The 13482-nt window shown below is 66.3% G+C and carries 17 protein-coding genes; 5 read left to right on the plus strand and 12 right to left on the minus strand.

Annotated elements, in window-relative coordinates; translation table 11 throughout:
* Position 1 precedes the first annotated feature (1 nt).
* The 5 genes from QXZ94_RS27095 to QXZ94_RS27115 all read right to left on the minus strand — a co-directional run bounded on the left by QXZ94_RS27095 (position 2) and on the right by QXZ94_RS27115 (position 2907).
* Positions 2–373, minus strand: coding sequence for a cytochrome c (locus QXZ94_RS27095; RefSeq protein ID WP_315723550.1), 372 nt, complete (start codon positions 371–373; stop codon positions 2–4).
* Positions 374–410: 37 nt separating this feature from the next.
* Positions 411–827, minus strand: coding sequence for a hypothetical protein (locus tag QXZ94_RS27100; RefSeq protein ID WP_315723552.1), 417 nt, complete (start codon positions 825–827; stop codon positions 411–413).
* A 99-nt stretch (positions 828–926) separates the two neighbouring features.
* The gene (locus QXZ94_RS27105; RefSeq protein ID WP_315723554.1) at positions 927–1724 is read right to left on the minus strand and encodes a hypothetical protein; all 798 of its coding nucleotides are present in this window, start codon (positions 1722–1724) and stop codon (positions 927–929) included.
* Between the two features lie 87 nt (positions 1725–1811).
* Entirely contained in the window at positions 1812–2414 is a 603-nt protein-coding gene (leuD, locus tag QXZ94_RS27110; protein WP_315723556.1) for a 3-isopropylmalate dehydratase small subunit, read from the minus strand.
* Between the two features lie 94 nt (positions 2415–2508).
* Positions 2509–2907 carry a metallopeptidase family protein gene (locus tag QXZ94_RS27115; protein WP_315723558.1) on the minus strand — a complete coding sequence of 133 codons (399 nt, stop codon included), beginning with the start codon at positions 2905–2907 and terminating at the stop codon, positions 2509–2511.
* Positions 2908–3049: 142 nt separating this feature from the next.
* On the opposite strand from QXZ94_RS27115, the gene QXZ94_RS27120 reads away from it, so the two are divergent.
* The 4 genes from QXZ94_RS27120 to QXZ94_RS27135 all read left to right on the plus strand — a co-directional run bounded on the left by QXZ94_RS27120 (position 3050) and on the right by QXZ94_RS27135 (position 5328).
* On the plus strand, positions 3050–3361 hold the full coding sequence (locus QXZ94_RS27120) for a hypothetical protein (RefSeq protein ID WP_315726542.1): 312 nt from the start codon (positions 3050–3052) through the stop codon (positions 3359–3361).
* A 250-nt stretch (positions 3362–3611) separates the two neighbouring features.
* Positions 3612–3884 (plus strand): hypothetical protein, encoded by a 273-nt coding sequence (locus QXZ94_RS27125; RefSeq protein ID WP_315723560.1) that lies wholly within the window; start codon positions 3612–3614, stop codon positions 3882–3884.
* A 104-nt stretch (positions 3885–3988) separates the two neighbouring features.
* Positions 3989–4342, plus strand: coding sequence for a hypothetical protein (locus QXZ94_RS27130; RefSeq protein WP_315723562.1), 354 nt, complete (start codon positions 3989–3991; stop codon positions 4340–4342).
* A gap of 257 nt (positions 4343–4599) precedes the next feature.
* Entirely contained in the window at positions 4600–5328 is a 729-nt protein-coding gene (locus QXZ94_RS27135; protein WP_315723564.1) for a hypothetical protein, read from the plus strand.
* 81 nt (positions 5329–5409) lie between these two features.
* On the opposite strand, the gene QXZ94_RS27140 is transcribed toward QXZ94_RS27135, so the two are convergent.
* From QXZ94_RS27140 to ffh, 7 genes are all read right to left on the minus strand, one after another.
* The gene (locus QXZ94_RS27140) at positions 5410–5625 is read right to left on the minus strand and encodes a hypothetical protein (RefSeq protein WP_315723566.1); all 216 of its coding nucleotides are present in this window, start codon (positions 5623–5625) and stop codon (positions 5410–5412) included.
* A gap of 198 nt (positions 5626–5823) precedes the next feature.
* A complete protein-coding gene (leuC, locus tag QXZ94_RS27145; RefSeq protein ID WP_009025886.1) occupies positions 5824–7230 on the minus strand; it encodes a 3-isopropylmalate dehydratase large subunit in 1407 nt (468 codons plus the stop codon).
* Positions 7231–7683: 453 nt separating this feature from the next.
* Positions 7684–8067, minus strand: a complete 384-nt coding sequence (rplS, locus tag QXZ94_RS27150) for a 50S ribosomal protein L19 (RefSeq protein WP_015663536.1) — start codon at positions 8065–8067, stop codon at positions 7684–7686.
* Positions 8068–8174: 107 nt separating this feature from the next.
* Entirely contained in the window at positions 8175–8948 is a 774-nt protein-coding gene (gene trmD, locus QXZ94_RS27155; RefSeq protein ID WP_172184287.1) for a tRNA (guanosine(37)-N1)-methyltransferase TrmD, read from the minus strand.
* Positions 8949–9150: 202 nt separating this feature from the next.
* Complete coding sequence (gene rimM / locus QXZ94_RS27160) at positions 9151–9732, minus strand: ribosome maturation factor RimM (protein WP_315726544.1); 582 nt, start codon at positions 9730–9732, stop codon at positions 9151–9153.
* Positions 9733–9861: 129 nt separating this feature from the next.
* Positions 9862–10194 (minus strand): 30S ribosomal protein S16, encoded by a 333-nt coding sequence (gene rpsP / locus QXZ94_RS27165; RefSeq protein WP_015663540.1) that lies wholly within the window; start codon positions 10192–10194, stop codon positions 9862–9864.
* Positions 10195–10358: 164 nt separating this feature from the next.
* Positions 10359–11906, minus strand: coding sequence for a signal recognition particle protein (gene ffh, locus QXZ94_RS27170; RefSeq protein ID WP_315723567.1), 1548 nt, complete (start codon positions 11904–11906; stop codon positions 10359–10361).
* Positions 11907–12329: 423 nt separating this feature from the next.
* On the opposite strand from ffh, the gene QXZ94_RS27175 reads away from it, so the two are divergent.
* Complete coding sequence (locus QXZ94_RS27175; RefSeq protein WP_315723568.1) at positions 12330–13322, plus strand: MBL fold metallo-hydrolase; 993 nt, start codon at positions 12330–12332, stop codon at positions 13320–13322.
* The last annotated feature ends 160 nt before the right edge of the window (positions 13323–13482 follow it).

Raw genomic sequence — 13482 nt, forward strand, 5'->3', positions numbered from 1 at the left:
GTCAGCTGCGCTTGAGGCTGAGGATGTAGTTGACGAGGTCGCCGCGCTGCTCGGCCGTCAGGATGACGTTGGGCATCGTCGGGTGGCTGCTCTGCAGGAAGACCTTGAGCGCCAGCTCGGTGGTCGAGGGCATGTTGGCGACGGCGACGAAATCCGGCGCCGTGGTGGTCTGGTTGCGCGCGCCGTTCGCGTCGATGGCGTGGCAGGGGCTGCACCAGGCCTCGGCCAGCCTGCGACCCGCCTGCACGCTGTCCGCGGCCGGCGTGGCGCCGTTGGCATAGTGCAGCCGGATCAGCAGCATCGCGACGAGCGCGAGCAGCAGCGCGGCGCCGATGTGGAGCCAGGTGTTGCGGTGCAGATTCGGCAGGCTCATCGCGTCGCTCCGCTGACGTAGGATGGGGAGGAGGCGATCAGTGCTTGACCGCGCCGGCACCCAGGCGGTCGATGGTCGGCGCGTTGAGGCAGTACTCCTCGTAGTGCGCGCCGCTGGTGCCCGCCGCGAGATCGCGGTGGCAGCGCGGCTTGTCCTTGCACATGGCGCAGACCCGCTCCATGTCGCGCAACACCAGCGGCTCGGCACGCCCCAGCGCGGCCTCGTCGATGCCGAGCGCCTTCAGCATCAAGGGCAGCTCATCGGCGGCGTGCTCGCCGTGGCGGACCAGCTCGTCGAGATCCGAAGGCGTGACCTGCAGGTCCATCGCGATGCGCTCGAAATCGTCGCGGTCGAGCTGCCGCAGCTCGCTGAGCTCGCGACGGTGCCGCAGCCATTGCGCGAACGTGTCGATCAGGAATTGAACGCGGGGATAGGGCTTGGCTTGGGCAGGCATGGCTCGTCTCCGATGATTGCCCGCAATCAATCACCGGGTGGCCGCGTGGACGTTGCGTTAGATCAAGCTGCGGAACAGCCCTGCCACGGCCGCAGACCGTCAGGTGCCGAACCGTTCCGTCGCCCAGGCATAGAGACTGCCCGGAATGGGCGCCTCGCCGCCGCGGCCCTTGGGCGAGATGTGCAGGCCGATGATGCCGGGATCGCTGATCAAACCGGAGAAATCCGACGGGTCGAAGAACGCCTTGGGCTCGGCATGCACGGCATAGAAGCTGCGCTTCGGCAGCGCATGGCGCAGCGAGCCGTGACGGCGGGCCAGCGCCGTCAGCGCGGCCGGGCCGAAGATGGCGACGCGGATGTCGGACAGCCGGTCGGAGTGGCCGCGCAGACGGCGGAGCGCGAAGGTGATCTGGTGGCGGAGCGAGAGCCAGTTCGGCGTCAGCACCTGCTGCGCCATCAGCGCGGTGAATTCGCCGACGATCGGGTCGTCCGGCGGCAGATACAGCACGGAATTGCCGAGCTGCCGCGGCCGCTCCCAGGCGAAAGTGGGCCGTGCGGGATCGATCTCGACCGGCCGCAGCAGCAGGACGTCGGCGTCGAGCCACAGGCCGGCGCGCTGCGCCATCAGCCGCATGCGGAAGAAGTCACTGAACTGCAAGGTGGTCCAGTCGCGCCAGCTGCCATCCGGTTGCGGCGGCCTCAGACGTTCGGAGAACGCATAAGGCAGGATCGCCTCGGCCTCGGCATTGCCGACGCCGTCGGGCAATCCGGGCAGGGGATCGAAGCTGTAGACCGTGACCTTGTGGCCGGCCGCGAGTTGCGAACGCAGGCAGGTCTGCCGCAGCCGATCGAGCGGTCCGCGCCAGAACGTCACGACCTCGGGCAAGACGCGCGTCAATGGCAGACCTGTGCTGGGCGGGGGACTCGAAACAAGGCCCCGGACGCCTGGTCCGGGGGCCCGCGAACTCTGGCGTTGAGCGCGGGATCAGGCCCAGGCGCGCTCGGTGAGCTTGGCCTCGTAGCTGTCGATCGAGGCCTTCTTCTCCAGCGTCAGGCCGATGTCGTCGAGCCCGTTGAGCAGGCAGTGCTTGCGGAACGGGTCGATCTCGAACTTGACCGTGCCGCCGTCGGGACCGCGGATTTCCTGGGCGGCGAGGTCGACCGTCAAGGTCGCGTTGGCGCCGCGCTCGGCGTCGTCGAACAGCTTGTCGAGATCGGCTTGGGACACGCGGATCGGAAGAATGCCGTTCTTGAAGCAGTTATTGTAGAAAATGTCGCCGAACGAGGTCGAGATCACGCAGCGGATGCCGAAGTCGAGCAGCGCCCAGGGGGCGTGCTCGCGGCTCGAACCGCAGCCGAAATTGTCGCCGGCGACCAGGATCTTGGAATTGCGGTAGGCCGGCTGGTTGAGCACGAAATCCGGATTCTCGCTGCCGTCGTCCTTGTAGCGCTGCTCCGAGAACAGGCCCTTGCCGAGGCCGGTGCGCTTGATGGTCTTCAGGTACTGCTTGGGGATGATCATGTCGGTGTCGACATTGATGATCTTCAGCGGCGCGGCGACGCCTTCCAGCGTGGTGAACTTGTCCATCGGGGAGCACCTTCGAGAATTCAAGCAGGCCGCTGTTTAGCCCGATTGGCCGGGCGGATAAAGTCAAAATCCCCGGGACGCCCAGTCCGGCGGCTCAGTCGGCGGCCGCCTCGATGGCTTCCATGTCGTCGTCTGACATTCCGAAATGGTGGCCGATCTCGTGAATCAGCACGTGGCGGACGATGTGGCCGAGGCTCTCGTCGTGCTCGGCCCAGTAGTCGAGGATCGGCCGGCGGTAGAGCCAGATCATGTTGGGCAGGCGCGGCAGGTCGTCATTGCTGCGGAACGGCAGCCCGGTGCCCTGGAACAGGCCGAGCAGGTCGAACTCGCTCTCGGCGTCCATCTCGTCGAGCACCTCCTCGGTGGGGAAGTCGTCGATCCGGATGATGACGCCCTCGCACATCCTGCGGAAATGCGCGGGCAGCCGCTCGAACACCTCATGTGCCATGGCTTCCATGTCGGCGAGCGAGGGGGCTTTCAGATCTGTCCACATTGCCGCCTTCTAGCCCGGCTTTGATCATCTTGCACCTTGGTTCTATGACATGTGTGGCGGCAACCGTTGACGCGAGGGGTGAAAACGGCGCACCGTCGCGGCGCGATTTGGGTTTGGGGGACGCATGAGACAGATGTCGATGATGCTGGCCGGAACGGCGCTGGCCGCGGCGGTCGTGATCTCGATTTCGGCCGGAGCGCAGGCCGGACAGGCGGCCGGCGCGCAGGTCCAGGCGACTCGGAGCGATCAGGTGACAGATCTCTCTGCGCAGCGACGGTCGCGCCGCATTCCCATCTATCCGCGTGACGAGGGGCATTGGCAGCCCGACGTGGTGCCGCGGTACAATCCGGGGCCGAACGCGGTGCGGGTTTGTGACGCGACCTATGTGCAGGAGCGCCGGCCCAGCGGCACCGTGATCGTCCCGCAAATGAGCTGCGTCTGGCGGCGTGGGTGAGGCGTCGCTTCGTGCACCGGCTCGCGCGAGTGGCCTTGCCAGTTCCAGCGTGACGATGCCGACACAGTGCCGATATGTCGCGCGGTGCGGCGGAACCGCGCGCGGCGTTTCGGCATTCTGCTCCGGCGCAGGTCTTCATGTCCCATTCACGTCGCTCGTTCGAGACTGATCTGCGTCGTGCCGCGGCGACCGTCATGAGTAGGCGGAGCTCGGTGCCCGACGTGATGTCAGGCGATCGAAGGAGAAGTTCATGACTGTGATGAAGCTGTTGGGCATCGCGGCGGTTGGCGCCGTGCTGGCGTTCGCCGCGCCTGCGCACCGCGCAGAGGCGCTGTCGCTGATCAATCCGGGCGCCGCGACGGCAGTGCAGCAGGGCACGGCGCAGGAGACGACCCAGGCACACTGGCATGGCCGGCGCCATTGGCATCCCCGGCGCCATTACTATCCCCGCTATCACTACTATCCGCGCCACCATTGGCGTGGCCACCATTACGGTCGCCGCCACCACCACGGCCGCTGGTGAACTGCGCTTCCCCGCAGGATCGATGGGATGATAGAAGTCAGCAGGCCCGCGATGCGGGCCTGTCTGCTGACAGGGGGCTGGCAAGAGGGTGCCAAGGGGGTGCCATGACAGCGTCAGTCACCAACGCGTCGATCGGGACACCGTCGTCGACCAAGAACGTGTCGACCAAAAAGGTCCCGATCAACAAGGTTTCGATCAACAAGGCTTGGCTCGGCATCGTCACGGCGGCGATTCTGCTCGCAAGCTCAGCGGCAACGTCTCCCGTCGCAGCGGCCAGCGACGGATGGCCATCCGGTCGTCGGGCGATCGCTGCGCATGTCCTCGCGGAACGGCAATTCGGTGCGCGGAGATCTGCCAAGGCAGCAACGGTCACGCCTCGATATCACGGCCGTCCGACGGATTACGCACCGGCCTATCGGCCGGGGGCGTTCATTCTGGTCACTCCATTCTTCGACTAGAAGCACAAGCTGCGACACACATGTCGTTCGCGGCGCGGCCGCGTGACGAAACGCTTCCGAAAGGCGTCGACGCTCATCCGTCATCTCCTTTGCCGCGACGCCACGCCGCAGATGCGCGCGCTGCGTGCATCATTCATGCCGCATTCACGTCGCTATCTCTACGTTCATGTCGGGGGTGCGCCAATCCACCGATCGGACGACCAGCATCGGCGCTGCATGGGTCCATCGTTGCACACAGCATTCAGGGAGAAGGGACCATGATGAGGATGAAGGACCAGCGCGCTGGTCTTGCTCGTCGCCTCAGTCTTGCGGCGGCAGCGTTGTTTGTCTTGGCGGGTGCGTCCGGTCGTCCCGCGTCAGCCATGTCTCCAATAGCGCCAGGCGCCGGACCTGCGACACAGGCGCCGTCTGACGCTCTGACCGTTCAGGTGCGTGGCCCCGGCCCTGGTGGTCATGGCGGCGGTGGCGGACATCATGGCGGCGGCTTCCATGGCGGTGGAGGTGGCGGCTTCCATGGTGGCGGCGGTGGCGGCTTCCGCGCAGGCCCGGCCTTTCACGGCGGCGGCGGTGGACCGGCCTTCCACGGTGGCGGCGCCATGTTCAGAGGCGGCGGCGCTCCGGCGTTCCATGGCGGAGGTGGTCACGCGTTCGGGGGCGGTCCACGTCCCGTGTTCCACGGTGGCGGCCCGGCGTTTCACGGCGGAGGCCCGCGACCGGTGTTCTACGGCGGCGGCTATCATCATCGCCCGCATTACGGCTATCGGCCGTACTTCCACCATCACCGCCGGCACTTCTACGGCTATCGCAGCTACTACACTCCGACCTACACGACGGCCTATTACTATCCCTATCGCCGCTGCCGTATCGTCTACACCTATTACGGCCCGCGCCGCATCTGCCACCACAGGCACTGGAACCGTCATCACTGGCGCCCGCATCACCGGTGGCATCATCGTCACCACCGGCATCACTGGCGCTACTACTGACGAACCGAGCGCCTGACGGAGACATCGAAGGACGCCGACCGGCGTCCTTCTCTCGTTTGGGCAACGGCTTCTACGTTGCGGTTAGAGCCAGTCCTTGAGCTGCCAGTTCTTCACCGACAATTTCCACGGCACCAACGTTTCCAGGCGCCATCTGGCGAAGCGGCCCGGAGGCCAATTCGACAGCCGTCGCTCCTCCTTTGGTGGTTCGGGCTTGGCGATGATCTTGGCGGGTGGAGTCTTGCGGCGCTGGCGCGTTGCGTCGCGGATGAGGTCGACGTATTCCGGCTTATTGGCCATGTCAGGCTCCCTCGGCACGTCCCTGCAGACGCGGTGCGTCCGACGGTAGGATTGTGCGTGAGGACATTTAAGAAGCCCTTGCGGAGCTATTTCGACGTTGAGTCAAAATGAACAACGCGGCGGCTTCTTTCGAAACCGTCGCGCTTGTTCGGAGATTGGTTGGTGCAGGATGGCCGCGTACACCAACGAGGGGGCGGATCAGCGCCAGTCGCGCACGTCGACAAAGTGGCCGGCGATCGCGGCGGCCGCGGCCATCGCGGGCGACACCAGATGGGTGCGGCCCTTGAAACCCTGACGGCCCTCGAAGTTGCGGTTCGAGGTCGAGGCGCAGCGCTCCTCCGGCGCCAGCTTGTCCGGGTTCATGGCGAGGCACATCGAGCAGCCCGGCTCGCGCCATTCGAAGCCGGCCTTGATGAAGATCTTGTCCAGACCCTCCGCCTCGGCCTGCTCCTTCACGATGCCCGAGCCCGGCACGACCATCGCGTTGACGTGGCCCGACACGGTCTTGCCCTCGGCGATCTTGGCGGCGGCGCGCAGATCCTCGATGCGGCCATTGGTGCAGGAGCCGATGAAGACCCGGTCGAGCTTGATGTCGGTGATCTTCGTGCCCGCGGTCAGGCCCATGTATTTCAGCGCGCGATGCTTGGATATGCGCTTGGCCTCATCAGTGATCTTGTCCGGATCCGGCACCACGCCGGTGATCGAGATCACGTCCTCGGGCGAGGTGCCCCAGGTCACGATCGGCGGCAGCTTGGCGGCGTCGAGGCGCAGCTCGTGGTCGAAATGCGCGCCCTCGTCGGAGCGCAGCGTTTCCCAGTAGCGCATCGCCGCATCCCAGGCTGCGCCCTGCGGCGCCTTGGGACGGCCGCGCAGGAAGTCGTAGGCCTTCTCGTCCGGCGCGACCAGGCCGGCGCGGGCGCCGCCCTCGATCGACATGTTGCAGACGGTCATGCGGCCTTCCATCGACAGCGCGCGGATCGCCTCGCCGGCGTATTCGAGCACGTAGCCGGTGCCGCCGGCGGTGCCGATCTCGCCGATGATGGCGAGGATGATGTCCTTGCCCGTCACGCCGTCCGGCAGCTTGCCGTCGACGGTGACGCGCATGTTCTTCGCCTTCTTCTGGATCAGCGTCTGCGTCGCCAGCACGTGCTCGACCTCCGAGGTGCCGATGCCGTGCGCCAGCGCGCCGAACGCGCCATGCGTCGAGGTGTGGCTGTCACCGCAGACGATCGTGGTGCCCGGCAGGGTGAAGCCCTGCTCCGGGCCGATCACGTGGACGATGCCCTGGCGGCGGTCGAACTCGTTGTAATATTCGATGCCGAAGTCCTTGGCGTTCTCGGCCAGCGTCTTGATCTGCTCGATGCTCTCTGGATCCGGGTTCGGCTTGGAGCGGTCGGTGGTCGGCACGTTGTGATCGACCACGGCCAGCGTCTTTTCCGGCGCGTGCACCTTGCGACCGGTCATGCGCAGGCCCTCGAACGCCTGAGGCGAGGTCACCTCGTGGACCAGGTGGCGGTCGATGTAGAGCAGGCAGGTGCCGTCCTCGGCTTCGTGCACCAGATGGTCGTTCCAGATCTTGTCGTACAGGGTGGTCGGCTTCGACATGAGCGAATGCTCCAGGGAATGAAGGTTTGAAACACGGCGCGTGACCGGCACGCGCGAACAGTCAGGACGAAGGCGCTGCGGCTTACAGCGCGCGCCTAAGCTCGGAGGTCGCTGACGTCGCGAACCGTCCGAAGAACCGCCCGGGCAGCCGGCTATGATCGTCGATGACGACGCGGCGGCAGGCCATGCTGGTGCGATCTAGAACCATTTCAGGGAGATATATAGCACGCACCGGACGGAGTGCGAGATGCGTTTGTCGCGGTGAGGCGTGCGCGTATCTCACCGCCGTCATTCCGGGGCGATGCGCAGCATCGAACCCGGAATCTCGAGCTGATCGTCCCATCTCGAGATTCCGGGTTCAGCCCCTTTGGGGCTGCCCCGGATGACGGTGTGGCGAAAACAAAAAAGCGCGGGCCCGGCCCGCGCTTTTCGTCAATCCCAGTGCTGCAACGATTACTCGTTGACCGCGGTCTGCTGGCGGTCCTGCTTCTCGACGATGCGGGCCGACTTGCCGCGCAGCTGGCGCAGGTAATACAGCTTGGCGCGACGCACCTTGCCGCGGCGCACGACCTTGATCGAGTCGATCATCGGGGAGAGGATCGGGAACACGCGCTCCACGCCCTCGCCGTAGGAGATCTTGCGGACGGTGAAGCTCTCGTTGATGCCGCCGCCGGAACGGCCGATGCACACGCCCTCATAGGCCTGCACGCGGGTGCGCTCGCCTTCGACCACCTTCACGTTGACGATCACGGTGTCGCCCGGGCCGAACTCCGGAATGGTCTTATTGGCGGACAGCTTGTCGAACTGCTCTTTTTCGAGCTGCTGAATCAGGTTCACGGGTAAATCTCCATCGGCGGCGCGCCCAGCCGGGTCACGCGGGCTGCGCTTGTTCCTGCCGTCACTTGCGGAATTGGGCGCTCCTATAAGGCAAAGCGCGAGGCTTGTCACCCGTCTGTCGTGCTTTTTGGCGCTTTTTGGCTGGTCCTGCTTTGTTCCCGCGGCTGACGCGCCTGCCATTCGGCCCACAAATCCGGCCTGCGCGCCTCAGTAAGAGCCTGGGATTGCGCATGGCGCCATGCGGCGACCTTGGCGTGATCCCCTGACGTCAGCACATCCGGAATGGCACGGCCTTCGAACAATTGGGGGCGGGTATATTGCGGGTATTCAAGTAGGCCGTCGGAGAAGCTCTCGTCGGTCCCCGATTCGAGCTTGCCCATCACGCCCGGCAGCAGCCGCACACAGGCATCGATCAGCACCAGCGCCGCAATCTCGCCGCCCGACAGCACGTAGTCGCCGATCGACACCTCGATCAGCTCGCGGGCGTCGATGACGCGCTGGTCGATGCCCTCGAAGCGGCCGCAGACGATCAGCGGCCCCGGACCGTCGGCGAGCTCGCGGACGAAGGCCTGGGTCAATGGCCGACCGCGCGGACTCATCAGCAGCTTCGGCCGCTCCGGCGCGACAGCCGCCGCGTCGATCGCGGCGGCGAGGACGTCGGCGCGCAGCACCATGCCGGGACCGCCGCCAGCGGGCGTGTCATCGACGCTGCGGTGCTTGTCGGTGGCCGACGCGCGGATGTCGCGTGCTTCGAGCGACCAAATTCCGCCAGCCAGCGCCCGGCCAGCGAGGCTCACGCCCAGCGGTCCGGGAAACATCTCCGGAAACAGCGTCAAGACAGTCGCGCGCCATGGCGCGGTGGGAGAGGGCGAAGCGGTCATGATGCTTTGTTACGGTACAGGCGCGACGAGATCGAGCCCCGGATCAATGCTGCGTCCACGGCTCGTGCGGTCCCACCACCGGTGTCGTCCCGGACAAGCCGTGACGCGCAAAGCGCGTCGCGGCGCCGATCCGGGATCCATACCGCGTGATCGTGGAAAGGGGCACGCGGTCAGTCCCGCGCAAGCCAATCAGCTGCGGTGGCTATGGATCCCCGCTTTCGCGGGGATGACGAGCTGAGTTTGGGGCGGCCACCTCGTCCTCATCGGACGCCGCTTCGTCCTCACCGTCGATCTCGCTCGGCAGCTCGATGATCACCCGGCCGCCTGCAAGATCGACCGTCGGCACCACGGCATTGGTGAACGGCAGCATCAAGGTGCTGCCGGAGGGCGGGGCGATCTCGATGATGTCGCCGGCGCCGAAATTATGGATGGCGAGCACGCGGCCGAGCGGGGCGCCCGCGGTGGTTTCCGCGGCGAGGCCGATCAGGTCGGCGTGATAGTACTCATTTTCATCAGTCTCGGGCAGGCGGTCGCGCGGGACGTACAGCTCGAGCCCGTTGAGGCGTTCGGCGGCGTTGCGATCGGTGACGCCTTTGAAGCTCGCGACGAGATGATCCTTGGCCTCGCGCGCCTTTGCGACTTCGAACGAGCGGCTGCCGTCCTTGGTCGTCAGCGGGCCATAGTGCAGCACGGCCAGCGGATCCTCGGTGAAGGTCCACAAGCGAACCTCGCCGCGCACGCCGTGCGCGGCGCCGATCCTGGCGACGCAGATCAGCTTGGACATCATGAGGCCTCGTCCTTCGAGACGCGCGCAAGGGCGCGCTCCTCAGGACGAGGAGCCAGATCCTCATGCTGAGGAGCACGGCTGAAGCCGTGCGTCTCGAAGCATGAGGCCACGATCGTCAAAGGACGACTAGCCCTTGGCGGCGGCTTCGGCCTGCGCCTTGCGCTCCTTGCGCGGCACGGCCTTGATCGGGTTCTGGCGGGCTTCGCGCTTCTTGACGCCGGCGGCATCGAGGAAGCGGGCGACGCGGTCGGACGGCTGTGCGCCCTTGGCGAGCCAGGCCTTCACCTTCTCCATGTCGAGCTTGAGGCGGGCCTCGTTGTCCTTCGGCATCAGCGGATTGAAGTGGCCGAGGCGCTCGATGAAGCGGCCGTCGCGGGGAAAGCGCGAGTCGGCGACGACGACGTGATAGACCGGGCGCTTCTTGGTGCCGGCACGGGCGAGACGAATGACGACGGACATGAAAGTTCTCCTGAGTGTCTTCTGATGAGGTGTTAGCTAAGCCGTCATTCCGGGGCACCGCGAAGCGGTGAGCCCGGAATCCATACGCACGATCGTGGTTATGGATTCCGGGCTCGCGCTTCGCGCGCCCCGGAATGACGTGGTGAGAGACGGACGAAACGTCCTCATTTCTTCTTCCCCGGCGGGAGGCCAAGGCCCGGCAGCGTTGGCTTGCCGCTGAGGCCGGTGAGGCCCGGCAGATTGGGCAAGCCACCACGCAGGCCGGCGGGAAGATCCTTCGGCAAATTCGGCAGACCGCCGGGCATGCCGCCCGGCATCTTCTCGGCCATCGCCTTGAGCTGATCCGGCGAGGGCATGCCGCCACCGCCGCCGAAACCCATCGCCTGGGCGATGCCGGCGAGCGGGCCGCGCTTGCCGGAGCCCATGGCCTTCATCACGTCGGCCATGTTCCGGTGCATCTTGAGCAGCTTGTTGACGTGCTCGACGCTCTGGCCCGAGCCGGCGGCGATGCGCTTCTTGCGGCTCGCCTTGAGCAGGTCGGGATGCTTGCGCTCCTCGCGCGTCATCGAATCGATGATCGCGACCTGGCGCTTGAGGATCTTGTCGTCGATCCCGGCGGCCGCGATCTGGTTCTTCATCTTGGAGATGCCGGGCATCATGCCCATGAGACCGCTGATGCCGCCCATCTGCGACATCTGCAACAGCTGCTCGCGCATGTCGTTGAGGTCGAACTGACCCTTGCGCATCTTCTCGGCGGCGCGCGCGGCCTTCTCGGCGTCGATGTTCGCCGCGGCCTTCTCGACCAGCGAGACGATGTCGCCCATGCCGAGGATGCGGCCGGCGATACGCGAGGGATAGAAGTCTTCCAGCGCGTCGGTCTTTTCGCCGGTGCCGAGCAGCTTGATCGGCTTGCCGGTGACCGCGCGCATCGAAAGCGCCGCGCCGCCGCGGCCGTCGCCGTCGATCCGGGTCAGCGCGATGCCGGTGAGGCCGACGCGCTGGTCGAACGAGCGGGCGAGATTGACGGCGTCCTGGCCGGTCAGGGAGTCCGCGACCAGCAGCACCTCATGCGGATTGGCGACCGCCTTGATCTCGGCGGCCTCCTTCATCATGTCCTCGTCCAGCGTGGTACGGCCGGCGGTGTCGAGCAGCACCACGTCATAGCCGCCGAGCTTGGCGGCCTCGATGGCGCGGCGCGCGATCTGCGGCGGCATCTGGCCGGCGACGATCGGCAGGGTCGGAATATCGAGATCGCGGCCGAGCACCGCGAGCTGCTCCATGGCGGCCGGACGGTAGACGTCGAGCGAGGCCATCAGCACCTTGCGCTTGTCGCGCTGAACCATGCGGCGCGCGAGCTTGGCGGTGGTGGTGGTCTTGCCGGAGCCCTGCAGGCCGACCATCATGATCGGCACCGGCGGCACGGCATTGAGGTCGATGGTCTGGCCGTCGTCGCCGAGCGTCTTGACCAGCTCGTCATGGACGATCTTCACGACCATCTGGCCGGGGGTGACCGACTTGACGACGGTGGCGCCGATCGCCTGCTCGCGCACGCGCTCGGTGAAGCTGCGGACAACCTCCAGCGCGACGTCGGCCTCGAGCAGCGCCCGGCGGACCTCGCGCATCGCGGCGTCGACATCGGCTTCCGAGAGCGAACCGCGCCCCGTCAGCCGATCGAGAATGCCGCCAAGCCTTTCCGACAGATTGTCGAACACTTGCTTCGTCCTTTCCTGCGCTGAGCAGGCAGTTGAATTCTCCGCAGTCATCACCCGCGAAGGCGGGTGATCCAGTACTCCGAGGCAGCGCGGCTCCATCCGAGCCGCCGCGGCGTACTGGATGCCCCGCCTGCGCGGGGCATGACGACCATTTATGTCGCGGCAGCCCGTGCCGAAACCGTCAGTCCAAACACGTTTGCGCCCGAGGGCGCACAGCGCTGTCGGGCGGTGACCTCCGGCCTCCAGGGCCGGGCGGTGGCTCGAAAAGATGAAACTTTCCGAAATTCGGCCGGGTTAAACCCCCCGCAGCCGCAAAAGTCAAGGAAACTTGCTTCCTGGGGTCCCGTTGCCGGACCCGGTGGGGCGGCTTACCTCTTGCGCCAGTTCAGCTTTCCCTTGTCAGCTTTCCCTCGCGAGGACCCCTTGCTGCGCCGTTCCAGGACCTATTCCGGCCCCGTCACCGACCATTTCGACGGCAAGCGCTTCTACGATCCCGACGGCGTTCCGCCCAAATCCCTCGCCCAGGTGTTGCGCTGGCAGTTCGACCGCAACGGCAAGCGCTCGCGCTGGCCGGCATGGGCGCCGAGCCCGCACGCCGATACCCCGCCGCACCGGATCGACGGCGAGACGGTGCGGCTGTCCTTCATCGGCCATGCCAGCTGGCTGGTCCAGACCGGCGGGCTCAACATCCTGATCGACCCCGTCTGGTCGGAGCGGGTGTCGCCGTTCTCCTTTGCCGGTCCCCGCCGGCACAACGATCCCGGCATCGCCTTCGAGACGCTGCCGCACATCGACGTCGTGCTGGTGTCGCATGGGCACTACGATCATCTCGATATCCGCACCTTGTCGAAGCTGACGGCGCGGTTCGCGCCGCGGGTGGTCACGCCGCTCGGCAACGATCTGACGATGACCGATGCCGACGCCAAGATCCGCGCCGAAGCCTATGACTGGCACGATCGCGTGCAGCTCAACGACGAGGTCGCGGTGACGCTGGTGCCGACGCGGCACTGGTCGGCGCGCGGAGTCTTCGATCGCAACAAGGCGCTGTGGGCAAGCTTCGTGCTGGAGACGCCGCGCGGCAAGCTCTACATCGTCTGCGATTCCGGCTACGGCACCGGCAAGCACTTCCGCCGCGTCGCCGAGCTGCACGCGCCGCTGCGGCTCGCGATCCTGCCGATCGGCGCCTACGAGCCGCGCTGGTTCATGCGCGACCAGCACATGAACCCCGAGGATGCCGTGCAGGCGCTGCAGGATTGCGGCGCCGAGACCGCGCTGGCGCATCACCACGGCACGTTTCAGCTGACGGACGAAGCCATCGACGCGCCAGTCCACGCCCTGCACGCCGCGCTCGATTCCGCCGGCATCCCACGCGAGCGCTTCGGCGTGCTGAAGCCCGGGCAGGTGGTGGAGATTTAGCCAAGCTGCCGCCAAATCAACGGTGTCGTCCCGGCCTTGAGCCGGGACCCACAACCACCGAATGGAATTTTGCGAAGGCTGGCAGCTCCATCTCGCGCCATAACATCCGCTGCGACGTATGGGTCCCGGCTCAAGGCCGGGACGACATCGAGTTTGTATG

Origin of the sequence: Bradyrhizobium sp. SZCCHNS2022 (assembly GCF_032377575.1) — a bacterium.
Lineage (GTDB): Bacteria > Pseudomonadota > Alphaproteobacteria > Rhizobiales > Xanthobacteraceae > Bradyrhizobium > Bradyrhizobium aeschynomenes.

Coding starts and splice junctions, on each gene's coding strand:
- QXZ94_RS27125 (WP_315723560.1), top strand. CDS start 3,612: ATGACTGTGATGAAGCTGTTGGGCATCGCGGCGGTTGGCGCCGTGCTG.
- QXZ94_RS27120 (WP_315726542.1), top strand. CDS start 3,050: ATGCTGGCCGGAACGGCGCTGGCCGCGGCGGTCGTGATCTCGATTTCG.
- QXZ94_RS27115 (WP_315723558.1), bottom strand. CDS start 2,907: ATGTGGACAGATCTGAAAGCCCCCTCGCTCGCCGACATGGAAGCCATG.
- rimM (WP_315726544.1), bottom strand. CDS start 9,732: ATGTCCAAGCTGATCTGCGTCGCCAGGATCGGCGCCGCGCACGGCGTG.
- QXZ94_RS27100 (WP_315723552.1), bottom strand. CDS start 827: ATGCCTGCCCAAGCCAAGCCCTATCCCCGCGTTCAATTCCTGATCGAC.
- leuD (WP_315723556.1), bottom strand. CDS start 2,414: ATGGACAAGTTCACCACGCTGGAAGGCGTCGCCGCGCCGCTGAAGATC.
- QXZ94_RS27135 (WP_315723564.1), top strand. CDS start 4,600: ATGATGAGGATGAAGGACCAGCGCGCTGGTCTTGCTCGTCGCCTCAGT.
- QXZ94_RS27130 (WP_315723562.1), top strand. CDS start 3,989: ATGACAGCGTCAGTCACCAACGCGTCGATCGGGACACCGTCGTCGACC.
- leuC (WP_009025886.1), bottom strand. CDS start 7,230: ATGTCGAAGCCGACCACCCTGTACGACAAGATCTGGAACGACCATCTG.
- rpsP (WP_015663540.1), bottom strand. CDS start 10,194: ATGTCCGTCGTCATTCGTCTCGCCCGTGCCGGCACCAAGAAGCGCCCG.
- QXZ94_RS27140 (WP_315723566.1), bottom strand. CDS start 5,625: ATGGCCAATAAGCCGGAATACGTCGACCTCATCCGCGACGCAACGCGC.
- QXZ94_RS27095 (WP_315723550.1), bottom strand. CDS start 373: ATGAGCCTGCCGAATCTGCACCGCAACACCTGGCTCCACATCGGCGCC.
- trmD (WP_172184287.1), bottom strand. CDS start 8,948: ATGACCGCTTCGCCCTCTCCCACCGCGCCATGGCGCGCGACTGTCTTG.